The sequence below is a fragment of the Pseudomonas sp. JL3 genome, assembly GCF_031570575.1.
Lineage (GTDB): Bacteria > Pseudomonadota > Gammaproteobacteria > Pseudomonadales > Pseudomonadaceae > Aquipseudomonas > Aquipseudomonas cucumis.
Window position 1 is genome coordinate 248,593 of record NZ_JAKWJK010000005.1, and the last position, 23,251, is coordinate 271,843.

Here is a 23,251-nt window from a genome sequence, read left to right on the forward strand (position 1 = left end):
AGAGAGCTACTTCATGACGACTATTTTCGATCCGATCAAACTGGGTGACCTTGAACTGGCCAACCGCATCATCATGGCGCCGCTGACCCGTTGCCGCGCCGACGAAGGCCGTGTGCCGAACGCACTGATGGCCGAGTACTACGTGCAACGCGCCTCTGCCGGCCTGATCCTCAGTGAAGCGACTTCGGTGACGCCGATAGGCGTGGGCTACCCGGACACTCCCGGTATCTGGTCCAACGATCAGGTGCGCGGCTGGAGCAACGTGACCAAAGCAATCCACGGCGCTGGTGGCAAAATCTTCCTGCAACTGTGGCACGTGGGTCGGATTTCCCACCCCTTGTACCTGAACGGCGAAGCACCGGTCGCGCCGAGTGCCATCCAGCCCAAGGGTCATGTCAGCCTGGTGCGTCCATTGGCCGATTTCCCAACCCCGCGCGCTCTGGAAACCGCTGAAATCGCCGACATCATCGACGCTTACCGCGTGGGTGCCGAGAACGCCAAGGCCGCCGGTTTCGACGGAGTGGAAATCCACGGCGCCAACGGTTACCTGCTCGACCAGTTCCTGCAAAGCAGCACCAACCAGCGCACCGACAACTATGGCGGCTCCCTGGAAAACCGTGCGCGTCTGTTGCTGGAAGTCACCGATGCCGCCATCGAGATCTGGGGCCCGGGCCGCGTGGGTGTGCACCTCTCACCCCGTGCCGATCTCCATGACATGGGCGATGACAATCTGTCCGAGACCTTCACCTACGTCGCTCGCGAATTGGGTAAACGCGGCATCGCCTTCATCTGCTCGCGCGAGAAAGAAGCCGGCGACAGCCTCGGCCCACAACTGAAAGAAGCCTTCGGCGGCCCCTACATCGCCAACGAACGCTTCACCAAGGACAGCGCCAACGAGTGGCTGGCCAGCGGCAAGGCTGATGCGGTCGCCTTCGGCGTGCCGTTTATCGCCAACCCGGACCTGCCGGCGCGCTTGAAGGCCGATGCGCCGTTGAACGAGGCGCGTCCGGAACTGTTCTATGCGAAGGGTCCAGTCGGTTACATCGACTACCCGGTGTTGTAAACGTGCGCCGTTGAAACGCAAAAGCCCCGACTCGAAAGAGCCGGGGCTTTTGCGTATGGAAGATCAAAAGATCGTCCGAAAGCTGCGATCTTGTCAGCGCTTGCGCTGTCCCCAGGCGACCGCAAGACCGCTGAGGCAAATCACCGTGATACCGATCACGCCAAAGCTGTCCGGGGTATGGTCGAAGATCAAATACCCGTATATCCCGGCAAACAGAATCTGCCCGTAACTGAAGGGTGCCAGCATCGCCGGCGCTGCATGGCGGAAGGCTTGGGTCAGCAGCATGTGCCCGAGCATGCCGCAAGTGCCAAGCCCGATCATGAACAGGCCGTGCAGCAGCGTCGGCGTGCTCCAAAAGAACGGCACTAGCGCAGTCATGATCAGGCTGTTGAGAATGCCGGTAAGAAAGTTGCTGGTGGTCGGGCTGTCGATACCGCTGAGCAGTCGGGTGAGCAATTGATAAAAGCCAAAACACAGCGCCGAACACAGCGGCAGCAGAATCGCCGGGGTGAACAGCGCACCGCCGGGCCGCACGACGATCAACACGCCGACAAATCCACCCAGCACCACCATCAGGATCGGATAGAACCCGGACAGGTACTTGGACAAAGTGTCGTGACTGGCGAACAACAACACCGCCAGGCAAATCAGCGCGATACCCTTGATCGGCTGCTCGGCGCCCTTGTAGCCTGGGTTGTTAACACTCATTCACACACTCGACACAAAATCCCTACAAAATACGTAGCTCGCTACCTATCAACCTGGCGAACGTATGTATATAAAAGCACCCCATTACCAAAGGCGAGCGAAGCAGGGATATTCCCCCCGCTTCAAGTCTTGACACAAACGGATCCAATTACGCATTTTGTTCAATTGCGCAGGCTGGGACTCAAGCGCAGCATATCCAACCCTGTATCGACGCAACGCTCGGCCTCGGTGTGCAGTTGAAAACTGTCGGGAGCCAACAGCCATTGATACAGAATGCCATCTATATAGGCATGCAAACTGATGGCCGCGCGGGCAGTATCGAGGTCTTCCGGCAATTGCCCGCGATTCACCGCATTACTCAGGGCCAGAGCGATTCGCACATTGCAATCGAGACTGGCCGTTCGGCGCTGCTGGCGCAGATCGCACATTTCATCGGTGAATTCGCACTTATGAAACAGAATCTCGTTGATGCGTCGGGTTTTCGGGTCCAGGGCAACTTGATGAAACAAATGAATCAGCAGTTTGCGCATGCAACCCAGCGGATCGAGTTCATCTTCGCTTTCACTGGCCTTGGCCATTTCATCCAGCGGCTCATGCAAGGTATCGAGCATCGCCTGCACCAGATCCGCCTTGTTACTGAAATGCCAGTAGATGGCCCCGCGAGTCACGCCGGCCAGGGTAGCGATATCCGCCAGCGTCGTGCGGGCCACGCCCCGCTCGTAAAAGGCTTTTTCTGCCGCTTCGAGTATCTGGCTTCGGGTTTCTTGAGCTTCCTCTTTGGTACGACGGACCATGGCAGTAAAACCTCAATCAGGGGTGCTTCAGCGATGTCTGAATATCAGCTGAATAAAAGTGGGGCGAGCGCTCTTGGGCGTCTCATCAGGCCTACAATTCAAACCTTTCAACGGCTTTTGTAACCATGTGGGTACACCGCCAAGGCCTTTACAAACAACCATGAACGTAAGTATATTCCTTAGCAAGCTACTTATCCACCCGGAAAAAATTTTTTAACCTTCCACATTTCTTGTGCGCAATGTGCGCGCCTGACCCGAGGATCTTCATGCAATTCAAGCCAGCTGTTACCGCTCTGGTTACTGCCGTCGCCCTGGCATCGCTGCTCAGCGGATGTAAAAAGGAAGAGGCGGCACCTGCCGCACCAGCCCCTCAGGTCGGCGTCGTAACCCTGCAACCTCAAGCCTTCACCCTGACGTCCGAACTTCCGGGGCGCACCAGTGCGTTCCGCATCGCCGAAGTTCGCCCACAGGTCAACGGCATCATTCTCAAACGACTGTTCAAGGAAGGCGGCGACGTCAAGGCCGGTCAGCAGCTCTATCAGATCGACCCATCGGTCTATGACGCGACCCTGAAAAGCGCCGAAGCCAACCTGCGTTCGACCAAGTCGATCTCCGACCGCTACAAGCAACTGGTCGACGAACAGGCTGTCAGCCGTCAGGAATACGACACAGCGCTGGCCAACCGCCTGCAATCGGAAGCGTCCCTGCAGAGCGCCCAGATCAACGTGCGCTACACCAAGGTTTACGCACCGATCTCTGGTCGCATCGGCCGTTCGTCGGTGACCGAAGGCGCGCTGGTCAGCAGCGGCCAGACCGACGCCATGGCCGTCATTCAGCAACTGGACCCGATCTACGTCGACGTCACCCAGTCTTCGGTGGAGCTGCTTGAGCTGCGCCGCGAACTGGAAAGCGGTCGTCTACAAAAGGCTGGCGACAACGCCGCCGCGGTCAAGCTGACTCTCGAAGACGGCAGCCAGTACACGCTGGACGGCAAGCTTGAGTTCTCCGAAGTTTCGGTTGACCAGACCACTGGCTCCGTGACCCTGCGTGCCGTGTTCCCGAACCCTGATCACACCCTGCTGCCGGGCATGTTCGTTCACGCGAAGCTGCAGGCCGGTGTGGACAGCGCGGCGATTCTGGCTCCGCAACAAGGCGTGACCCGCGACCTCAAAGGCTCTCCGACCGCGCTGGTCGTCGGTCCGGACAACAAGGTCGAACTGCGTCAGCTCAAGGCCAGCCGCACCGTCGGTAACCAATGGCTGATTGAAGACGGTCTGAAAGCCGGCGATCGCGTGATCACCGAAGGGCTGCAATTCGTCAGACCTGGCGTTGAAGTCAAGGCCACTGAAGCCACGAACGTTGGCATAAAGAGCCCGGCCCCCGCACACGCAGCTAACACAGCTGTCGGCGGCAAAGGGGAGTAAACCATGTCGAAATTTTTTATCGACCGTCCGATTTTCGCCTGGGTGATTGCCCTGGTGATTATGCTGGTCGGGGCTCTATCGATTCTCAAACTGCCGATCAACCAGTACCCGAGCATTGCGCCACCGGCCATTGCGATCTCTGTGACCTACCCGGGCGCGTCTGCACAAACCGTGCAGGACACCGTGGTGCAGGTGATCGAGCAACAGCTCAACGGTATCGATAATCTGCGTTATGTCTCGTCGGAAAGTAACTCCGACGGCAACATGACCATTACCGCGACCTTCGAGCAGGGCACCAACTCCGATACCGCGCAGGTTCAGGTCCAGAACAAGCTGAACCTGGCCACCCCGCTGCTACCGCAAGAAGTGCAGCAACAGGGCATCCGCGTGACCAAGTCGGTGAAAAACTTCCTGATGGTCATCGGCGTGGTGTCGCGCGACGGCAGCATGACCAAGGACGACCTGTCCAACTACATCGTGTCGAACATGCAGGACCCGATTTCGCGCACGGCCGGTGTCGGTGACTTCCAGGTCTTCGGTGCCCAGTACGCGATGCGAATCTGGCTCGACCCGGCCAAGTTGAATAACTACAACCTGACCCCGGTGGACGTGAAAACCGCCATCGCGGCGCAGAACGTCCAGGTCTCGTCTGGTCAACTCGGCGGCTTGCCTGCCCTGCCCGGCCAACAGCTGAACGCAACGATCATCGGCAAGACCCGTCTGCAGACTGCCGAGCAGTTCAAGGCGATCTTGCTGAAGGTCAACAAGGACGGTTCGCAAGTGCGCGTCGGCGACGTTGCGGAAGTCGGTCTGGGTGGCGAAAACTACTCGATCAGCGCCCAGTTCAACGGCGCCCCGGCCTCCGGCCTGGCGGTGAAACTGGCCAACGGCGCCAACGCCCTCGACACCGCAAAAGCCCTGCGCAACACCATCGACACCCTCAAGCCGTTCTTCCCGGAAGGGATGGAAGTGGTGTTCCCGTACGACACCACCCCGGTGGTGACCGAGTCGATCAAGGGTGTGGTTGAAACCCTGGTCGAAGCGATCGTACTGGTGTTCCTGGTGATGTTCCTGTTCCTGCAAAACTTCCGCGCCACCGTCATCACCACTATGACCGTGCCGGTGGTATTGCTGGGTACGTTCGGGATCCTCGCGGCGTTCGGCTTCAGTATCAACACCCTGACCATGTTCGGTATGGTGTTGGCCATCGGCTTGCTGGTGGACGATGCCATCGTCGTGGTGGAAAACGTCGAACGGGTCATGAGCGAAGAAGGACTGTCCCCCAAGGAGGCCACCAAGAAATCCATGGGGCAGATCCAGGGTGCGTTGGTCGGTATTGCCCTGGTTCTGTCGGCAGTACTGTTGCCGATGGCGTTCTTCAGTGGCTCCACCGGTGTGATCTACAAGCAGTTCTCGATCACCATCGTCTCGGCCATGGCCCTGTCGGTACTGGTCGCGTTGATCTTCACCCCGGCGCTCTGCGCCACCATGCTCAAAGCGATTCCGAAAGGTGAGCACGGCACGCCGAAACGCGGCTTCTTCGGCTGGTTCAACCGCAGCTTCGACCGTGGCGTCAAAAGCTACGAGCGCGGTGTCGGTAACATGCTCGCGCACAAGGCTCCGTACCTGCTGGCGTACCTGATCATCGTGGTTGGCATGATCTGGTTGTTCACCCGTATTCCAACGGCGTTCCTGCCGGAAGAAGACCAGGGCGTACTGTTTGCCCAGGTGCAGACACCGGCCGGTTCCAGCTCCCAGCGCACGCAAGTGGTCGTGGACGAAATGCGCGAATTCCTGCTGCGTCCGAGCAATGAAGGCGGCGAAGGCGACGCAGTGGCCTCGGTGTTTACCGTGACCGGCTTCAACTTCGCCGGCCGAGGCCAGAGTTCGGGTATGGCGTTCATCATGCTCAAACCATGGGAAGAACGTAACGCTGACAACAGCGTGTTCAAACTGGCGGCCCGTGCCCAACAGCACTTCTTTACCTTCCGTGATGCCATGGTGTTTGCCTTCGCACCACCGGCGGTACTGGAACTGGGTAACGCCACCGGTTTCGACGTGTTTCTACAGGACCGCGCCGGTATCGGTCACGAAAAGCTGATGGAAGCCCGTAACCAGTTCCTCGGCATGGCGGCGCAAAGCAAGGTCCTGTCGCAAGTCCGTCCTAACGGTCTGAACGACGAGCCGCAATACCAGCTGGAAATCGACGATGAGAAGGCCAGCGCCCTGGGCGTGACCCTCACCGACATCAACAACACCCTGTCGATTGCCCTGGGCAGTAGCTATGTGAACGACTTCATCGACCGCGGTCGCGTGAAGAAGGTTTACATCCAAGGCCTGCCTGGCGCTCGCATGAGCCCCGAAGACCTGAAGAAGTGGTACGTGCGCAACAGCGCCGGCACCATGGTTCCGTTCTCGTCGTTCGCCAAGGGTGAGTGGATCTACGGTTCGCCGAAACTGGCCCGTTACAACGGCGTAGAAGCGATGGAAATCCTCGGTGCCCCGGCGCCAGGCTATTCCACCGGTGAAGCGATGGCCGAAGTCGAAGCCCTGGCCAAGAAACTGCCGGCCGGTGTCGGTATTTCCTGGACCGGCCTGTCGTACGAGGAACGTCTGTCCGGCTCGCAAGCGCCAGCGTTGTACGCCTTGTCGCTGCTGATGGTGTTCCTGTGTCTGGCGGCGTTGTATGAAAGCTGGTCGATCCCGATCGCGGTGATGCTGGTGGTACCGCTGGGGATCATCGGTGCGCTGATGGCGACCAGCCTGCGCGGCCTGTCCAACGACGTGTATTTCCAGGTGGGGCTGTTGACCACCATCGGTCTGGCGGCGAAAAACGCCATTCTGATCGTCGAGTTCGCCAAGGAACTGCATGAGCAAGGACGTAGCTTGCGCGATGCCGCGATCGAAGCCTGCCGGATGCGTCTGCGACCGATCATCATGACCTCGCTCGCGTTCGTGCTCGGCGTAGTACCACTGGCCATTTCCACGGGCGCCGGTTCGGGTAGCCAGCATGCGATCGGTACCGGGGTGATTGGCGGTATGATCACGGCCACTGTGCTGGCGATCTTCTGGGTCCCATTGTTCTTTGTCACCGTGTCGTCCATGGGTCAGCGCAAAATCGCCGACCAAGATGACGACGCTATTGAACCTTCTAAAGAGGCTGGCTAATGAGCAAGTCGCTACTCTCCATCGCAGTCGCCGCCTTCGTGCTGAGCGGCTGCTCGCTGATACCCGATTATCAGCAACCTGAAGCACCGGTGGCGGGCCAATACCCGCAAGGCCCGGCGTATTCGTCGGCCCAGGCGCCCAACCAGGCCGCCGCCGAACAGGGCTGGAAGCAGTTTTTCCACGACCCGGCGCTGCAACAGCTGATTCAGACCGCACTGGAGAACAACCGTGACCTGCGTGTCGCGGCGCTGAACATCGACGCTTATGCGGCTCAGTACCGCATTCAGCGTGCCGATCTGTTCCCGGCGGTTTCGGCCACCGGCAGCGGTAGCCGTCAGCGAGTCCCGGCACGGGCCTCGCAAACCGGTGAAGCGGCCATCAGCAGTTCCTACTCGGCCACCGTCGGCATCAGTGCTTATGAACTCGACCTGTTCGGTCGGGTTCGCAGCCTGAGCGAAGAAGCCCTGCAGAAGTATTTCGCCACTGAAGAAGCGCGCCGCAGCACGCAGATCAGCCTGGTGGCCAGTGTGGCCAATGCCTATCTGACCTGGCAGGCTGACAAAGAGCTGCTGAAACTGACCCAGGAAACCCTCGGTGCCTACGAGGAAAGCTACAAACTCACCTCGCGCAGCAACGAAGTGGGTGTAGCCTCGGCGCTGGATCTGGCCCAGTCGCGTACCTCGGTGGAAAACGCCCGTGCGCAACTGGCGAAGTACACCCGCCAGGTCGCCCAGGATGAAAACAGCCTGGTGCTGCTGCTCGGCACCGGTATCCCGGCCAATCTGCAAGCGGCCAAGCCACTGTCGGACGACGTGCTGAGCGAAGTGCCGGCCGGCCTGCCGTCGGACTTGCTGCAACGCCGGCCCGACATCCTTCAGGCCGAGTACAACCTCAAGGCTGCCAACGCCAACATCGGCGCGGCACGGGCTGCGTTTTTCCCGAGCATCAGCCTGACCGCCAATGCCGGTTCCCTGAGCCCGGACCTGTCCGGTCTGTTCAAGGGTGGTTCGGGCACCTGGTTGTTCCAGCCGCAGATCAACCTGCCGATCTTCAACTCCGGCAGCCTGCGCGCCAGCCTGGATTACTCCAAGATCCAGAAAGACATCGGCGTGGCAAACTACGAGAAGTCCATTCAAACGGCCTTCCAGGAAGTCGCCGATGGCCTGGCCGCCCGCCAGACCTACACCGAGCAGTTGCAGGCTCAGCGTGACTTCGTCAGCGCCAACCAGGACTACTACCGTCTGGCCGAGCGTCGCTACCGCATTGGTGTCGACAGCAACCTGACCTTCCTCGACGCCCAGCGCCAGCTGTTCAGTGCCCAACAGGCACTGATCACCGACCGTCTGGCGCAGCTGACCAGCGCGGTCAATCTGTACAAGGCGTTGGGCGGTGGCTGGAATGAACAGACGGCGAAGAACGAGCCGTTGAAAGAAGAAGCGCCGAAGATGAAGTTGTTCTGATAGCGCGGTAAACACGAAGCCCACCGTCTGGTGGGCTTTTTGTTGGCCGTGAATAAACCAGCCTGTTCACTTCACCCCCCGACTCCGTTGACCAGAAACACCGGTTCCTCCAGATAATCGAGCCCCAAGCGGTTTTCGAACATTTCATCGCGTAATGCCGCAGTGGTAAAAGAGCCCAGGCCCAGGGCGGTGGCCAGCAGTGAAAAGGTCTGACTCAGATGCCCGGCATCCATCAGCGCCACCCGCAGTGCGCGGCTGAATTCGTATTTCCAGGCCATTCGCTCGACCCGCGCCGTGGAAACGAACACCGCTGCCGCATCCTTGATCCACGCCTGTCCACCACAAGCCTCGCTGATCCAGGTTCGCGGATCTTCCAGGGAAATCAGCTCAAGCCCATGACGGCGTACTGAATAGTGGTAAAGGCCCCGCTCGAAACCCTGCACGTTCATCAGCACCGCATACACCTCGGTACCCTGCAGCGAACCGCCGGCCGGCGAGGTCTTCTTCAGGAAGTAGTCGCCCATGCGGTTCTGCTCCATGACGGTCGCGCCCCAAGTGTAGTAGAGCAACAAAGACAGTTGCGCCGAACTCAACGACTGGTCACTGAAGGTTCGTGACGTGCGGCGATTGCACAGCGAGTCCAGCAGCGTCGGCTGAGTGATCGCACAGGGCGTCAGCAGCGGATTTTCCAGGGCGATGAACGGATGGGACCAATAGTCCTTGAACGCCGAGGGCTGGCGTTGCGTCGAGGCCTTTTGCTCCAGCTCCGTATCCAGCTCGGCAACGCTGATGTAGGGCGTGTGCGAGCCGGTCCGGGTACTCAGGTAAAACTCCAGCGCGGCGTCCCAGCGGGTCCAAAGGTTGAGCGGATGCTTACCTTCGTTATAGGTGACCGAATCCGATTGATTCGCCACGGGCAGCAAAACACCATGGCTGACCAGTGTCCTCAGAAACGCCAGGTTGTCGTCCTGTGCAGGACTTTGCAAAACACCCGGCAGCAACAAGGCACTTTCCAGCGATTGCGGGCTCAGGAAATGGCGCAGTAACGGCAGCAACGTCACGCCAAACTCCAGGCTTAGGTCTCGTTGCCGATCCCGAATAAAAAACGATCCCATCCCGATGCTGAGCCAGGTGCTCTCCCTGAGTCGCAAAGGAGTCTGCGCATCCTCCGCCAGGGCCTCTTGCGCGCCCTGTTGATCACGGCCCCGCCAGAACAGGGCCTTGGGCTTCAAGGATTTGATGGCTTTGATCAACGTCAGCAGTTCCGCGTCATCGGTTCTGCGGGAAATATCCCACTCCAGGGTGATCGCTTTCACCGGGGATGAGGCGAACAGTTGGCGCAAGATCTCCCAATCCCGCTGCGGATGGCCGGTGTGAACCTCAATCAATCGGTCCAGCGGCAACGAACGCAAATAGTCGTTCAGGTCATACCCCTGGGTTCTGGCGGTCGCCATCGCGCTGTCCAGATCCAGCAGGAAACCCGCCCCGCTGCGCTCCACCACACTGGAGATGAATTCACCTTCGGGCAGTTCTTCTCCACCCGAGAATGAAAACAACCGCGGCGCGTTTTCCAGCACCAGCAGTGTGGCCGTGAGCTCGCGCAATTCGATGGCATTGGCCACCACCGTATCAGCCACCTCTTGGGCCAGGGTCGGCAAAATGAAGTGCTGCGTGTCGCCACCGTGGAAACGCGACCAGGAAATATGCTCAGCCAGCCACGGCGAGCGGGTTTTGTCGCACAGTCGCCGCGTCATGTTCAGAAATTCGCGATCCATCGCGATGCCCACGCTGCCCAGGGACAAACTGGACGAATGCAGCAGGCTCGGTGTTTGCACGCCGACCTCGAGCAAGCGCGGCTCGAGGATGCAATGGGTCGGTTGAAATTCGACATAGTCAAAGTGCGGCAGGCCCTCGGCGAGAATCCGTTCGACGGTTGGATCAAGCCCTTCCTGCGAACTGTCATGCCGAGGACCGCGTCGCGGCAAGTGGTATTCCAGCCCTACCCCTGCCTCGGGAAATTGCGCAGCATCAAACATCGCCATGATCGCCTCCCGGGCTCAAGCGGTCGCATCCAGCGCACGCTCAGGCACTGTCGCCGGCGCTGTCTTGGTCATTAACCCGGCGTGCTTGCTCTCCAGTGCCCTGACTTCTTTGGCCAGGTTTTCCAGAAGCTGTCGTCCCTGGGGCGTGAAATCGCCACTGGCTTGCAGATCCGGCAAGGCCCGGATCAATCCTCGCATGATGAACGCCAGCCGGTTTTGCGCTCGCTGCAACTCTTCGGACGAGCGCGAGCGGACCCGCTCCAGGTATTTGACCAATGCGATATACACGTAAAACGCATGAAAATAGCCGTACAAATCACGCTTCTGCCCTGACCACGGCAGGGTGAACGACGCCTCCCGCGAGGCAACTTCTTCGATCACCGGGCACATTTCGACAATGTAATAGAGTAGTTGATGAGTGGCCTCATGCACCAGTGACTCTTCCAGATCGAGTATCGAATTGTCGCGGCTCGACAGCAGGATGACCCCGGTGTAACGGGACGCCGAACAACTTCGAAATGAGCCATCGGGCAAATAACAAATGGCCTTGACCAGCTTCTTGAACCGCTCATGGCAGGCGGGCCAGGTGTGCTCTATTCGCAATAAGGCAATACTGACGATATCGCTAAAGAAACGCACTGGGTGACCATCACGTTCCAATTGCTTGCGGGTCGCTTCATCTTCCGGAAACTTATAACTGGGTGGTACCGCCATCGCGATGAGCGGATCGACATCGAATCGATACACCGGCGGGCAATCATGAATCAAACGGGATGTATCTTTTGCCTTTACCCGCGCCAGCATATCGGGAAAACCGATCAGCAGTTTTTCCAACTCGCCTGTCTCTTCAGATTTTTCGGTCAACACCAGATTGGTATGACGAAACGTCAAGCCCTGCCATATTTGAAATATCGGATCATTAATAATCGGATGCTGCTCCTGAGGTTCAAGCAATATAAGATTCACCGCTTGTTCAAAAAAGACGGCCAAGTGTGGTGAATCGGGAAACAGTCTGAAAAGTTCGGCATACAGCACAGTAAAAGTCGTATAACGATTTCGGCTGACACGCTCCAGTAATACGTCAAATCGAGAGGACTCCGTATCAGGGAGAAATGTCGTGCCTTGAAATAAATCGTCGACGGATAACTCACGTTGTCCACTGTTCCCGGTATCCATTTTTCAAACCTTCCCTTAGGCAGACGGCAACAGCTTCGCCATCGTCAGACTGGCGACGCCATAACCCAGTTGTTCATAAAGACCACGAGCCGCCTCGTTGCGGCCAAACACATGCAAGCGTATTTCCTCACACCCCGCCTGGCGCGCCCACGACTCGGCGGCCAACATTGATTGCTTGGCATAACCCCGACGGCGTTCGCCGGGCTCAATGTAGATATCCAGAATAAAAGCGCTCAGCCGGGTACCGGCATGTCGCAGGGCGATCCACAGTTCACCGATTCGCCGATCTTCGTCCTTGATCACCCAGAGTTGATTGTTTTCAGTCAGTCGCCCTTGCGGCAACAATTGCTCGAAGACGTTCCTGGACTTTTGCGATGCCTCTTCCTGCCCCCACTCACCTGAGGCGACCATGCCCTGGCCATATTCGGCAACGGCTCTTTCGGCGAACGTCACGAAGTCCGCGTTATCCATTGGAGCCAGGGTGACAGACATGGGGCATTCACTCCCTGTTCGACCACGTTGTTGTCCTGGTATTGAATCGAGCCATTTGGCGTACCGCACAAATCGACCGGCTTTACGTGGCACGCCAAACGGCATCACCGATCGTTAATCCATTTGTGCCTGTACATTCTGTTGTTGGTCGAATATCGCAGCATTACCCAGCTTGTCGCGAATACCCGCGCCGGCACTTCCCAGCTTTGCAGTATCAATGTTCTTTACGGCTGTGAGTTCAGTAGCAGTTAAGTGCACACCTATTCCTTTTACAGCGGCCTCGGCGTCTTTATGCAGTTGCTCAGCGAACTCCTTATCGAGAAGGGCGCGACCTACAACCGTAGCAAGACGCTCCTGATTAACAGCTCTTGTGGGCATGGTGTTTCTCCTTGTTATTTCAGCCTGATAAAAAAGTACTCCTGACGAGGCATAAACTTCCTTTGCCTGCCCTGAGAATTTTGAATATAGCAAGACCTCCTTTGTTTTCCAGCAATGCCAGCAACTGTCTTTAAATCTTTTCACGATAACCGATAATGCCAATCCTTAAGTTTAACTAGCGATTACCCATATATCTTTAATTACAGAAATAACTGTAAGAAGCTTCTTACAACCAAAGCATTAAGTACTTCCATCTAACATAAAAAGCGCCATTCATGAAACACGCACCCGGATACCTGTTATCAACCCGAATAACGATGGGATTTGATTAAAAATGCCTCATACCGTCCGCGTCCCGGCTGGCGTCGATTAGCGTTCGATAATCGCCCAAAACCCCATCCACCCAATTGAATCCCCCTGTCCATCCCTCGCACCATTGCCCGCACCTGCAAAATCAATAACTACAAGGTCCGACACCATGACTACGCGCCCTCCCCGCTCCGGCTGACCCGATCCTTTATCCGAATTCGATTCTTGTGTCTGCGACCTCTTGGTTGCGGCTGTGTACTGCTTTATCCCTGACAATTAGAGAGACCCGAGCCCATGACTTCCTCCACCCCGCAGTATTTGTTTCCCAGCCTGATCGCCATCGCACTGGCCGGTGCGGCTCTGCCCGCCATGGCCGAGGAAGCCGGTTTTGTCGAAGGCGCGAAGGTCAACCTGAACCTGCGCAATTTCTACATCAACCGTAACTTCACCAACCCGACCAAGGCTCAAGGCAAGGCTGAAGAGTGGACGCAAAGCTTTATCCTCGACGCTAAATCCGGGTTCACCCAGGGCACCGTCGGGTTCGGCATGGACGTGCTGGGGTTGTATTCGGTCAAGCTCGATGGCGGCAAAGGCACTGGCGGTACGCAGTTGTTGCCGCTGGATCACGATGGTCGCCCGGCGGACAACTTCGGTCGCACCAACGTGGCGTTCAAGGCGAAGCTGTCCCAGACCGAAGTGAAGGTCGGCGAGTGGATGCCGGTGCTGCCGATTCTGCGCTCGGACGACGGGCGCTCGCTGCCGCAAACCTTCCGTGGCGGCCAGATCACTTCGAAGGAAATCGACGGCCTGACGCTCTACGGCGGCCAGTTCCGCGCCAACAGCCCGCGGGACGACAGCAGCATGAACGACATGTCGATGACCGGCAAAGCGGCGTTCACATCCGACCGCTTCAACTTTCAGGGCGGCGAATATGCCTTCAACGGCAAGCGCACTCAGATCGGCCTGTGGAACGCTGAACTCAAGGACATCTACAGCCAGCAATACGTCAACCTGATCCACACCCAACCACTGGGCGACTGGACACTGGGCGCCAACCTCGGGTTCTTCTACGGCAAGGATGACGGCAGCGCCCGGGCCGGCGAGCTGGATAACAAAACCTGGTCGGGTCTGTTCTCGGCCAAATACGGCGGTAACACCTTCTACGTCGGCCTGCAAAAACTCACAGGCAGAAGCGCCTGGATGCGGGTCAACGGCACCAGCGGTGGCACGCTGGCCAACGACAGCTACAACGCCAGCTATGACAACGCCAAGGAAAAATCCTGGCAAGTGCGCCACGACTACAACTTTGCCGCCCTTGGCGTTCCGGGCCTGACCTTGATGAACCGCTACATCAGCGGCGACAACGTACACACGGCCACCACCAGCGACGGCAAGGAATGGGGCCGCGAAAGCGAACTGGGCTATACCGTGCAGAGCGGCGCCCTCAAAGAGCTCAACCTCAAATGGCGCAACTCAACCATTCGCCGGGATTTCAGCAACAACGAGTTTGACGAGAATCGGTTGATCGTCAGCTATCCGATCAGCTTGTTGTAAACCCCACTATCGCCATCGCGAGCAGGCTCGCGATGGCGATAGTTCAGGTAATACAACTTTCGCGGATCACTCCCGCGATTCAACCCCCAACTCATCCCACACCGACTCGGCCAGGTGGAAGGTCGCGTTGGCCGCCGGGATGCCGCAGTAGATCGCGCTCTGCATGATCACTTCTTTGATTTCGCCGCGGGTCACGCCGTTATTGGCAGCGGCACGCAGGTGCAGTTTGAGTTCTTCGTTGCGGTTCATGCCGATCAGCATGGCGATGGTGATCAGGCTGCGGGTGTGGCGCGGCAGGCCCGGGCGGGTCCAGATGTCGCCCCAGGCATGGCGGGTGATCATCTCCTGGAACTCCGAGTTGAACTCGGTCAGCGCGTTCAGGCTGCGGTCGACATGGGCATCGCCCAGTACCGCGCGACGAACGTTCAGGCCCTCGTCGTAACGTTGTTTCTCGTCCACAACAATCCCCTCAATGAGCTGACAAAAACGCCAGTACTCGGTCGCTGAACGCAGCGCCGGCCTGGACGTTAGACAGGTGTGCGGCGTAGAACTCGGCGTACTCGGCGCCACGCACTTGTTCCTGAATGAAATGCCCGCCCGACGGCGGTGTCACCGCGTCTTCAGTGCCGGCGATCACCAGCAGCGGCACCTGAATCGAGGACAACTGATCGCGGAAGTCGGCATCGCGTACCGCCGCGCAATTGGCCGCGTAACCTTCAGGAGAGGTGGCCGCGAGCATGTCGGTAATCTGCTTCGCCGCTGCCGGATTGGCCTCGGAAAAGTCTGGAGTGAACCAGCGCGCAATCGACGCATCGCGCAGGGCAACCATCGCTGCCGCGCCGTCACGCAGCACGGTTTCGATCCGTGGATTCCACACTGATGGATCGCCGATTTTCGCCGCGGTGTTGCACACGATCAGTTTGTTCAATCGCTGACCTGCATTGATCCCCAGCCATTGGCCAATCAACCCGCCCATGGACAGGCCACAGAAATGAGCGCGATCGATGTGCAAGGCATCCAGCAGCGCCAGCACGTCGCGGCCCAATTGCTCGATGCTGTACGGCCCCGGCGTCACCAACGACTTGCCGTGACCACGGGTGTCAAAACGCAGCACGCGAAAATGCTCGGTGAACGCCGGGATCTGCGCGTCCCACATGTGCAGGTCGGTACCCAGTGAGTTGGACAGCACCAGCACCGGCGCATCCGCCGGTCCATCGAGTTGCGGCCCTTGAATTTGGTAGTGCAGTTCGCCCTCGGCGAGTTGTACGAATGCCACAGCAGTCTCCTTCAAGCGGTCAACGCAAAATGTTCAGCCACCGCTCGCTCGACCCAGGTATGGGCCTGACCGAGGTAATGGGCGGGGTCCAGCAGACGATCGAGTTCAGCGTCCGACAGCTCGGCAGTCACCTGCGGCTCGTCACCGAGTACCGCGCGCAGATGACGTTGCTCGGCCACTGCGCGCTTGCAGCATTGCTCCAGCAGATGGTGCGCGGTGTCGCGACCGACCCGTTGCGCCAGGACGATGCTCACGGCTTCGGCCAGCACCAGGCCCTGGGTCAGGTCGAGGTTGTGCGTCATTCGCTCGGCATCCACTTCCAGTCCGTTGGCCACCAACAGCGCTTGCTGCAAGCTGCCTGACACCAAACAGCAGATCTCCGGCAGAGTTTCCCATTCGGCATGCCACAGGCCCAGGCTGCGTTCGTGTTCCTGCGGCATCGCGCTGAACAAGGTCGAGAGCAAACCCGGCACCCGCGTCGCCGCGCCGATCAGCACCGCGGCGCCCACCGGGTTGCGTTTGTGCGGCATGGTCGAAGAACCGCCCTTGCCCGGTGCCGACGGTTCGAACACTTCGCCGGCCTCGGTCTGCATCAACAGGCTGATGTCGCGGCCGAGTTTGCCGAGGCTGCCGGCAATCAACCCAAGCACCGCGCCAAACTCCACCAGACGATCACGCTGGGTGTGCCAGGGTTGATCCGGCAAGGTCAGTTGCAGTTCTGCGGCCAAGGCTTGGGCAATCGGCATCGCCTGTTCGCCGAGGGCCGCGAGGGTGCCGGAGGCGCCGCCGAATTGCAGCACCAACAGGCGCGGTTTGAGTTCCAGCAAACGCTGACGGCTGCGCGTCACCGCCCCCAACCAACCGGCGATTTTCATGCCGAGGGTGACGGGCGTCGCGTGTTGCAACCAGGTGCGTCCGGCCAATGGGGTGGCGACGTAACGCCAGGCCTGGGTCGCGAGGGTTTCTCCCAACTGCATCAGATCAGCTTCGATCAATTCCAGCGCGCGGCGCAGTTGCAGCACCAGGCCGGTGTCCATCACATCCTGGCTGGTCGCGCCCAGATGCACGTAACGCTCGGCTTCGGTATCGTTCTTCGCGATCTGCTTGCCCAACGCCTTGACCAGTGGAATCGCCGAATTCCCCGCCGTGGCAATCGCCTCACCCAGCGCAGCGAAGTCGTAATGCTCGGCCCGACATGCCGCTTCAATAGACATGACAGCCGTCTGCGGAATCAGCCCAACCCGTGCTTCGGCCCGGGCGAGTGCCGCTTCGAAATCAAGCATGGCCTGCACCCGGCCCTGATCGCAGAATACCTCACGCATGTCGTGTGCCGTGAAGTAGGCATCGAACAATTGATTGCCCGGTCGCTGGTTCATAAACAGTCCTTGCAGGCGTAGCCGGTCAGGCCCCCGCGTAAAGATCAAGAATCCCACAGATTTTGTGGCATTCAATCAATAATCGAAGAACACCGTCTCCGCATCCGTGCCCTGCAAAATCACATTCCACTGATAAACACCCGCAGCATCCTGCTTCGCCAGCAAGGTACTACGGCGTTCGGCAGGCACGCATTCCAGCAGCGGGTCCGCCGCGTTGGCCGGTTCGCCATCAAAGTAAATCCGCGTCAACAAGTGCTTCACCAACCCGCGAGCAAACACCAGTACCACCAAATGCGGCGCCTGCGTCGTTCCCTTCAGGCCTTCCACGGTGCCCGGTTTGATCGTGGTAAAGCGGAAGCGCCCTTGCGCATCCACCGGCACCCGGCCAAACCCTTCAAAGTTCGGGTCCAGGGGTTTGTCCTGATCGTCTTCAGGGTGGTCGTACTTGCCGGCGGCGTTGGCCTGCCAGACTTCCAGCATCGCGTCGTTGACGAAGTCGCCGTTGCCATCGACGACTTGCCCGGTGATCGCCACACGCTCACCGAGAGTCTGTGCAACGGTCAGGTCTTCGCGGTTCAGCCAAGTCAGGCCGATGTGGTAATACGGCCCGACGGTGTGGGACGTGGTCGCGTTCAGCGTCATCTTATTTCTCCATCGGCGTGGCTTCGCGGCCGCGCAAGACGATGTCCCAGCGATAACCGAGGGCGTAGGAAGGGATGGTTTTTTCCAGGTCGAAGCTGGCGATCAGGCGCTCTTTGGCGCTGGTGTCGGGCACGCAGTTGTAGATCGGGTCGTAAGCCAGCAACGGGTCGCCCGGGAAATACATCTGGGTCACCAGGCGCGTGAGAATACTGGGCCCGAACAGTGAGAAATGGATGTGCGCCGGGCGCCAGGCGTTGTGATGGTTACCCCACGGATAGGCGCCAGGCTTGATGGTCTGGAACTGATACCAGCCATCGGCGTCGGTCACGGTGCGGCCGGTGCCGGTGAAGTTCGGGTCCAGCGGTGCGTCGTGCAGGTCACGCGCATGGGCGTAGCGACCGGCGGCGTTGGCCTGCCAGATCTCCACCAGAATGCCTGGCACCGGCAGACCGTTTTCATCCAGCACACGGCCGTGAATGATGATCCGTTCACCCAGTGGCTCGCCCGAGTGCTGGGCAGTCAGGTCGTTGTCCTGTTCCTGGATGCGCTCGGCGCCAATGGTCGGGCCGGTGATTTCCGACAGCGAATGAGGCAAAAACACCAACGGCTTGGACGGCGAGCGAAGGTTGGTGGATTGATAAGGAGGGTGCAGGTATTCCGGCTGAGTGCCCGCCTGCGGGCGACGGTAACCAGGTTTGTCAGTCATTGCGCTTTCCTCAATTCTTATTAGTCGACGCTTCTTATTCACAGCCAAGCGTGTCAGACCCGTTCGATCGCCAAGGCCAGACCCTGGCCGACACCGACGCACATGGTCGCCAGACCTTTCTTGCCGCCGGTCTTTTCCAGTTGATGCAGCGCGGTCAGTACCAAGCGTGCACCGCTCATGCCCAGCGGATGGCCCAAGGCAATGGCGCCACCGTTCGGGTTGACCTGGGCCGCGTCGTCCGCCAATCCCAGTTCACGCAGTACGGCCAAGCCCTGGCTGGCGAAGGCTTCGTTGAGTTCGATCACGTCGAAATCATTGACCGCCAAGCCGAGGCGCTCAGTCAACTTGCGCACCGCCGGCACCGGGCCGATGCCCATCACCCTGGGTGCGACACCGGCACTCGACATGCCCAACACGCGAGCGCGGGCAGTCAGGCCATGTTTCTTCACCGCGTCACCGGAGGCCAGAATCAACGCCGCCGCACCGTCGTTCACGCCGGAAGCGTTGCCGGCGGTAACGGTTTTGTCCGGGCCGTTCACCGGTTTGAGTTTGGCCAGGGTTTCCAATGTCGTGTCAGCACGGGGATGTTCATCCTGCGTGACGACGCTTTCACCCTTCTTGTGGGCAATGCGCACTTCGACGATTTCTTCAGCGAAAAATCCTGCGGCTTGCGCGGCCGCCGTGCGTTGCTGACTGCGCAGGGCGAACGCATCCTGATCGGCGCGGGACACCTGGTAGTCGTCGGCCACGTTATCGGCGGTCTGCGGCATCGCATCGACGCCGTATTGGGCTTTCATCAACGGATTGATGAAACGCCAGCCGATGGTGGTGTCTTCCAGTTTCATGTTGCGCGAGAACGCCGCATCGGCCTTGCCCATCACGAACGGTGCACGGGACATGGACTCGACGCCGCCGGCAATCGCCAACTCCATCTCGCCACTGGCGATGGCCCGGAATGCGGTGCCGATCGCATCCATGCCCGAAGCGCACAGCCGATTGAGAGTGACGCCGGGAATGGTTTCCGGCAGGCCTGCCAGCAACAACGCCATGCGTGCCACGTTGCGGTTGTCTTCGCCGGCCTGGTTGGCGCAACCGAGGAACACCTCGTCCACCGCATTCCAGTCCACCGAAGGGTTGCGCGCCATCAGCGCCTTGATCGGCACGGCGGCCAGGTCGTCGGCGCGAACCGCCGACAAGCCACCGCCGAAACGGCCGATAGGGGTGCGAATGGCGTCGCAGATATAAACGTCACGCATCAGGCTTCTCCGGGTGTTTGGCCGTGGGCCGCCGCGGTGCGTGCTTCCAGATCGCGCAGCGCGGTCAGCTCGACATCGGTTGGCTCGGCGGTGTTTTCCACCTGATCGGCGAAGCGAATCGCCCAACCGGTGGCGGCAATCACTTGCTCGCGTGTCACGCCTGGGTGCAGCGCGGTCACCACGAATTCATGAGTATCCGCTTCGGGTTCCATGATGCACAGGTCGGTAATAATGCCGACCGGACCGGCGCCCGGCAGACCCAGACGCTTGCGCGAATCACCGCCCTCGCCATGGCCGACCGAAGTGATGAAATCGAGTTTATCGACAAAGGAGCGCGCCGATTGCTTGAGGATGATCAGCACGCTCTTGGCGGAACCGGCGATCTCCGGCGCGCCACCGGCACCCGGCAAGCGAACCTTGGGCTGATGGTAGTCGCCCACCACGGTGGTGTTGATATTACCGAAGCGGTCGACTTGCGCGGCACCGAGGAAACCGACGTCGATGCGCCCGCCCTGCAACCAGTAGCGAAAAATCTCACCGGTCGGGACGACAGTGTCAGCGGTTTCCGCCAGTTCACCGTCACCGATCGACAGCGGCAGTACGCTCGGCTTGGCACCGATCGGACCCGATTCATAGATCAGGACGACGTCTGGCGAGGAAGTCAGACGCGCCAGGTTGGCGGCTTTCGACGGCAGGCCGATACCGACGAAGCACACCGAACCGTTTTTCAGACGGCGGGCGGCGGCAACGGTCATCATTTCATTGGTGGTGTAAGTCATTACTTGGCCTCCGAAGCAGCGGCCAGCTTGGCCTGGAACTCACTGAAGTCAGCGCAACCGTGGATGTACTCGTTGATCCACGCGGTGAAGGTTTCACGGTCGCGGGCAATCGGGTCCCAGGCTTGATAGAAGCGGTTATCGCGTTCGGTGTAACCGTGGGCGTAGGACGGATGCGCGCCCCCCGGTACATGGCAGACCGCGCTCAAGGCCCAGGTCGGCAGCACGCAAGCGTTCATCGGAGCATTGAGGTCGTCGACGATTTCTTCAACAGTGACGATGCAACGCTTGGCGGCCAGCGCCGCTTCTTTCTGCACGCCGAGAATGCCCCACAGCAGTACATTGCCTTTGCGGTCGGCTTTCTGCGCATGAATCACGGTAATGTCGGGGCGCACCGACGGCACCGCCGCCAACACTTCGCCGGTGAACGGGCACGTCACGGTTTTGATCAGCGGGTTGACCTTCGGCAGGTCGGAACCGCCGTAGGCACGCAGCACCGCGAACGGTAAGCCCGAAGCGCCCGCGACGTAGGCATTGGCCAGGTCGGCGTGGCTGTGTTCTTCAATTTCCAGCGCATGCGGCCACTGCCTTTCGACCGCGTCACGCAAACGGTGCAACGAACCAACGCCAGGGTTACCGCCCCAGGAGAAAATCAGCTTGCGAGCACAACCGGCACCGATCAACTGGTCGTAGATCAAGTCGGGCGTCATCCGCACCAGGGTCAGATCTTTCTTGCCCTGACGGATGATTTCGTGACCCGCCGCCGTAGGAATCAGGTGAGTAAAGCCTTCGAGCGCGACGGTATCGCCGTCGTTGACGAACTGCTTTATCGCATCATGCAGCGAAAGGATTTCAGCCATGGGGCAGGCTCCCGTTTTGTTATGAACCGACAGTGGTAGAAAAAGGCGCGAGGTTCAGCGCCGGAATGACTGAAGATTAAGCCCCTGGAAAAACCCGAACAATCCGATAATCGACTAAGTGTTCGTTTATCGAACAGATTGTTATCTCCCTACCGATCTCCTCTGTCGATCGTTTCCACGCTCCGCGTGGGAATGCAGCCCGGGACGCTCCGCGTCCCAGAAGCGGACGCTCCGCGTCCGTTGAGACTTTCCCACGCGGAGCGTGGGAACGATCACATCTCGGAAATTGCCCTCAGGTCGCATCCGCATGGCTGACCATGCCCTTGATCACCACCGCCGTGGTCGCCAACGCAGCCGGAATTACCAGCGCCGTCAGCACCTGTTCGAAATTCCAGCCCAGGCCCAACAACGTTGCACCCATCCACGCACCGAGGATCGCGCCGAAGCGGCCAATCCCGAGCATCCACGACACACCGGTCGCCCGCCCTTGGGTCGGGTAAAACCGCGCCGCCAAAGACGGCATCGCCGATTGCGCGCCGTTGACACACATCCCGGCCACCAGCACCAGGGTCGCCAGCAATGTGATGTTGCCCAGGCTCTGCCCTACTGCGTAGGCAAACACCCCGGCCAACAGGTAGAAAATGCCGATGACCTTGTGCGGATTGAACCGGTCCATCGCCCAGCCCACACCCACTGCGCTCAACACTCCACCGAACTGGAACAGCGCACCAATGAACGCCGCCTGCTCCATGCTCGCGCCGCTGTCGCGCATCAGCGTCGGCAGCCAACTGGTCAGCAGGTAAACAATCACCAGCCCCATGAAGTACGTCAGCCACAGCAACAACGTGCCGGTGCTGTAAGTGCCGGAGAAGATCACCGCGAACACATTGCGTGCCTTCACGGTTTTCTGTTCCGGCACGCTGAAGCTCGAAGCTTGGGCCACCAGCGTCGGGTCGATGGGTGCCAGGGCCTTGCGCACTTTGTCCGTGCCACGATTGCGCACCACCAGATAGCGCGCCGATTCCGGCAACCAGAACAGCAAGACGACGGCGAGAATCAGCGGCAGAATCCCACCGATCATCAACAGGCTGTGCCAACCGAAAGCCGGGATCAGTTTGGCCGAGATGAACCCGCCCCCGGCCATGCCGAGGTTGAAGCCGCAGAACATGCTGGTCACCAGCAGGGATTTCTTGCGCTCCGGGGTGTATTCGGACAGCAGCGTGGTGGCATTCGGCATGCCGGCGCCCAGACCCAGACCGGTGAGGAAACGCAGCACCAGCAGTTGATCGACGTTGGTGCTGTACGCCGACGCCAGGCTGAAAGCGCCGAACAACAATACTGCGCCCACCAGTACGACTTTTCGCCCAAAGCGGTCAGCCAATGGGCCGGAACCCAAGGCGCCGAAGACCATGCCGATCAACGCCGCACTCATCACCGGGCCGAGACTGGCCCGATCGATGCCCCAGTCCTGGGACAGTGCCGGCGCAATAAAGCCCATGGCCGCGGTGTCGAGGCCATCGAGGAAAACAATCAGGAAACATAGAATCACCACCCGCCATTGGTAGCGCGAAATGGGTTGAGCGTTGATGAAGGACTGCACGTCGAGGCAGTTTCCTACAGCAGACTGAGGCTGGTTCATTATTTTTATTCCACGCAAAGAACGCAGTCGAACAAGTGCCAGCCGGGGCTGACGCTGTCACAAAAAAGGAGGTCGGGATCAGGCGATGCGGTTTCGGCAGCTAAATCGGCGGGAACAGCGACAGTCGGGAAACGTGCGCATAACGATGCCTC

Annotated in this window: 20 protein-coding genes; 5 read left to right on the forward strand and 15 right to left on the reverse strand. The window is 59.5% G+C overall.

Annotated features, from left to right (window positions below; all coding sequences use genetic code 11):
• The first annotated feature begins 13 nt into the window (after positions 1-13).
• A complete protein-coding gene (locus MMG91_RS12255) occupies positions 14-1,063 on the forward strand; it encodes an alkene reductase (protein WP_305448505.1) in 1,050 nt (349 codons plus the stop codon).
• 93 nt (positions 1,064-1,156) lie between these two features.
• On the opposite strand, the gene MMG91_RS12260 is transcribed toward MMG91_RS12255, so the two are convergent.
• Complete coding sequence (locus tag MMG91_RS12260; protein ID WP_310659733.1) at positions 1,157-1,771, reverse strand: DMT family transporter; 615 nt, start codon at positions 1,769-1,771, stop codon at positions 1,157-1,159.
• 161 nt (positions 1,772-1,932) lie between these two features.
• Positions 1,933-2,565, reverse strand: a complete 633-nt coding sequence (gene emhR / locus MMG91_RS12265) for an efflux system transcriptional repressor EmhR (protein WP_030132716.1) — start codon at positions 2,563-2,565, stop codon at positions 1,933-1,935.
• 266 nt (positions 2,566-2,831) lie between these two features.
• On the opposite strand from emhR, the gene MMG91_RS12270 reads away from it, so the two are divergent.
• From MMG91_RS12270 to emhC, 3 genes are read left to right on the forward strand one after another with little or no spacing between them, the layout of a single operon-like run.
• Complete coding sequence (locus MMG91_RS12270; RefSeq protein WP_305448503.1) at positions 2,832-3,989, forward strand: efflux RND transporter periplasmic adaptor subunit; 1,158 nt, start codon at positions 2,832-2,834, stop codon at positions 3,987-3,989.
• A gap of 3 nt (positions 3,990-3,992) precedes the next feature.
• Positions 3,993-7,157, forward strand: a complete 3,165-nt coding sequence (gene emhB, locus MMG91_RS12275; RefSeq protein ID WP_305448502.1) for an efflux RND transporter permease subunit EmhB — start codon at positions 3,993-3,995, stop codon at positions 7,155-7,157.
• The gene (gene emhC / locus MMG91_RS12280; RefSeq protein WP_310659734.1) at positions 7,157-8,617 is read left to right on the forward strand and encodes an efflux RND transporter outer membrane subunit EmhC; all 1,461 of its coding nucleotides are present in this window, start codon (positions 7,157-7,159) and stop codon (positions 8,615-8,617) included. The genes emhB and emhC overlap by 1 nt, the downstream gene beginning before the upstream one ends.
• A 71-nt stretch (positions 8,618-8,688) precedes the next feature.
• Here emhC and MMG91_RS12285 read toward each other — a convergent pair whose 3' ends face one another.
• From MMG91_RS12285 to MMG91_RS12300, 4 genes are all read right to left on the reverse strand, one after another.
• Positions 8,689-10,659, reverse strand: coding sequence for a DUF692 family multinuclear iron-containing protein (locus MMG91_RS12285; protein ID WP_310659735.1), 1,971 nt, complete (start codon positions 10,657-10,659; stop codon positions 8,689-8,691).
• 15 nt (positions 10,660-10,674) lie between these two features.
• The gene (locus MMG91_RS12290) at positions 10,675-11,835 is read right to left on the reverse strand and encodes an aKG-HExxH-type peptide beta-hydroxylase (protein ID WP_310659736.1); all 1,161 of its coding nucleotides are present in this window, start codon (positions 11,833-11,835) and stop codon (positions 10,675-10,677) included.
• Between the two features lie 15 nt (positions 11,836-11,850).
• Entirely contained in the window at positions 11,851-12,327 is a 477-nt protein-coding gene (locus MMG91_RS12295) for a GNAT family N-acetyltransferase (protein WP_310659737.1), read from the reverse strand.
• A gap of 114 nt (positions 12,328-12,441) precedes the next feature.
• On the reverse strand, positions 12,442-12,705 hold the full coding sequence (locus MMG91_RS12300) for an Os1348 family RiPP precursor (RefSeq protein ID WP_305449754.1): 264 nt from the start codon (positions 12,703-12,705) through the stop codon (positions 12,442-12,444).
• A gap of 603 nt (positions 12,706-13,308) precedes the next feature.
• Between MMG91_RS12300 and MMG91_RS12305 the strand changes: the two genes are divergently transcribed.
• Positions 13,309-14,568, forward strand: a complete 1,260-nt coding sequence (locus MMG91_RS12305) for an OprD family porin (RefSeq protein ID WP_310659738.1) — start codon at positions 13,309-13,311, stop codon at positions 14,566-14,568.
• Positions 14,569-14,634: 66 nt separating this feature from the next.
• Here the strand turns inward: MMG91_RS12305 and pcaC are convergent, their stop codons facing one another.
• The 9 genes from pcaC to MMG91_RS12350 form a co-directional block, all read right to left on the reverse strand.
• On the reverse strand, positions 14,635-15,027 hold the full coding sequence (pcaC, locus tag MMG91_RS12310; RefSeq protein WP_008005892.1) for a 4-carboxymuconolactone decarboxylase: 393 nt from the start codon (positions 15,025-15,027) through the stop codon (positions 14,635-14,637).
• Positions 15,028-15,037: 10 nt separating this feature from the next.
• Positions 15,038-15,844 (reverse strand): 3-oxoadipate enol-lactonase, encoded by an 807-nt coding sequence (gene pcaD / locus MMG91_RS12315; protein WP_310659739.1) that lies wholly within the window; start codon positions 15,842-15,844, stop codon positions 15,038-15,040.
• Positions 15,845-15,855: 11 nt separating this feature from the next.
• The gene (locus MMG91_RS12320; protein WP_310659740.1) at positions 15,856-17,220 is read right to left on the reverse strand and encodes a 3-carboxy-cis,cis-muconate cycloisomerase; all 1,365 of its coding nucleotides are present in this window, start codon (positions 17,218-17,220) and stop codon (positions 15,856-15,858) included.
• A gap of 75 nt (positions 17,221-17,295) precedes the next feature.
• Complete coding sequence (gene pcaG / locus MMG91_RS12325) at positions 17,296-17,862, reverse strand: protocatechuate 3,4-dioxygenase subunit alpha (protein WP_310659741.1); 567 nt, start codon at positions 17,860-17,862, stop codon at positions 17,296-17,298.
• 1 nt (position 17,863) lies between these two features.
• On the reverse strand, positions 17,864-18,568 hold the full coding sequence (gene pcaH / locus MMG91_RS12330; protein WP_310659742.1) for a protocatechuate 3,4-dioxygenase subunit beta: 705 nt from the start codon (positions 18,566-18,568) through the stop codon (positions 17,864-17,866).
• Positions 18,569-18,621: 53 nt separating this feature from the next.
• Positions 18,622-19,827 (reverse strand): 3-oxoadipyl-CoA thiolase, encoded by a 1,206-nt coding sequence (gene pcaF, locus MMG91_RS12335; protein ID WP_310659781.1) that lies wholly within the window; start codon positions 19,825-19,827, stop codon positions 18,622-18,624.
• Entirely contained in the window at positions 19,824-20,603 is a 780-nt protein-coding gene (locus tag MMG91_RS12340; RefSeq protein ID WP_310659743.1) for a CoA-transferase subunit beta, read from the reverse strand. Before MMG91_RS12340 ends, pcaF begins: the two co-directional genes overlap by 4 nt.
• Entirely contained in the window at positions 20,603-21,460 is an 858-nt protein-coding gene (locus MMG91_RS12345) for a CoA transferase subunit A (protein ID WP_305448492.1), read from the reverse strand. Before MMG91_RS12345 ends, MMG91_RS12340 begins: the two co-directional genes overlap by 1 nt.
• 292 nt (positions 21,461-21,752) lie before the next feature.
• Positions 21,753-23,099, reverse strand: a complete 1,347-nt coding sequence (locus MMG91_RS12350) for an MFS transporter (RefSeq protein WP_310659744.1) — start codon at positions 23,097-23,099, stop codon at positions 21,753-21,755.
• Positions 23,100-23,251: the final 152 nt, after the last annotated feature.

What these genes read in the sequence shown, in the direction of transcription:
- MMG91_RS12340 (WP_310659743.1), bottom strand. Translation starts at nt 20,603, where the DNA reads ATGACTTACACCACCAATGAAATGATGACCGTTGCCGCCGCCCGCCGT.
- MMG91_RS12270 (WP_305448503.1), top strand. Translation starts at nt 2,832, where the DNA reads ATGCAATTCAAGCCAGCTGTTACCGCTCTGGTTACTGCCGTCGCCCTG.
- MMG91_RS12285 (WP_310659735.1), bottom strand. Translation starts at nt 10,659, where the DNA reads ATGGCGATGTTTGATGCTGCGCAATTTCCCGAGGCAGGGGTAGGGCTG.
- MMG91_RS12305 (WP_310659738.1), top strand. Translation starts at nt 13,309, where the DNA reads ATGACTTCCTCCACCCCGCAGTATTTGTTTCCCAGCCTGATCGCCATC.
- MMG91_RS12260 (WP_310659733.1), bottom strand. Translation starts at nt 1,771, where the DNA reads ATGAGTGTTAACAACCCAGGCTACAAGGGCGCCGAGCAGCCGATCAAG.
- MMG91_RS12300 (WP_305449754.1), bottom strand. Translation starts at nt 12,705, where the DNA reads ATGCCCACAAGAGCTGTTAATCAGGAGCGTCTTGCTACGGTTGTAGGT.
- MMG91_RS12320 (WP_310659740.1), bottom strand. Translation starts at nt 17,220, where the DNA reads ATGAACCAGCGACCGGGCAATCAATTGTTCGATGCCTACTTCACGGCA.
- pcaG (WP_310659741.1), bottom strand. Translation starts at nt 17,862, where the DNA reads ATGACGCTGAACGCGACCACGTCCCACACCGTCGGGCCGTATTACCAC.
- MMG91_RS12290 (WP_310659736.1), bottom strand. Translation starts at nt 11,835, where the DNA reads ATGGATACCGGGAACAGTGGACAACGTGAGTTATCCGTCGACGATTTA.
- emhR (WP_030132716.1), bottom strand. Translation starts at nt 2,565, where the DNA reads ATGGTCCGTCGTACCAAAGAGGAAGCTCAAGAAACCCGAAGCCAGATA.
- MMG91_RS12350 (WP_310659744.1), bottom strand. Translation starts at nt 23,099, where the DNA reads ATGAACCAGCCTCAGTCTGCTGTAGGAAACTGCCTCGACGTGCAGTCC.
- MMG91_RS12255 (WP_305448505.1), top strand. Translation starts at nt 14, where the DNA reads ATGACGACTATTTTCGATCCGATCAAACTGGGTGACCTTGAACTGGCC.
- MMG91_RS12295 (WP_310659737.1), bottom strand. Translation starts at nt 12,327, where the DNA reads ATGTCTGTCACCCTGGCTCCAATGGATAACGCGGACTTCGTGACGTTC.
- pcaH (WP_310659742.1), bottom strand. Translation starts at nt 18,568, where the DNA reads ATGACTGACAAACCTGGTTACCGTCGCCCGCAGGCGGGCACTCAGCCG.
- emhB (WP_305448502.1), top strand. Translation starts at nt 3,993, where the DNA reads ATGTCGAAATTTTTTATCGACCGTCCGATTTTCGCCTGGGTGATTGCC.
- MMG91_RS12345 (WP_305448492.1), bottom strand. Translation starts at nt 21,460, where the DNA reads ATGGCTGAAATCCTTTCGCTGCATGATGCGATAAAGCAGTTCGTCAAC.
- emhC (WP_310659734.1), top strand. Translation starts at nt 7,157, where the DNA reads ATGAGCAAGTCGCTACTCTCCATCGCAGTCGCCGCCTTCGTGCTGAGC.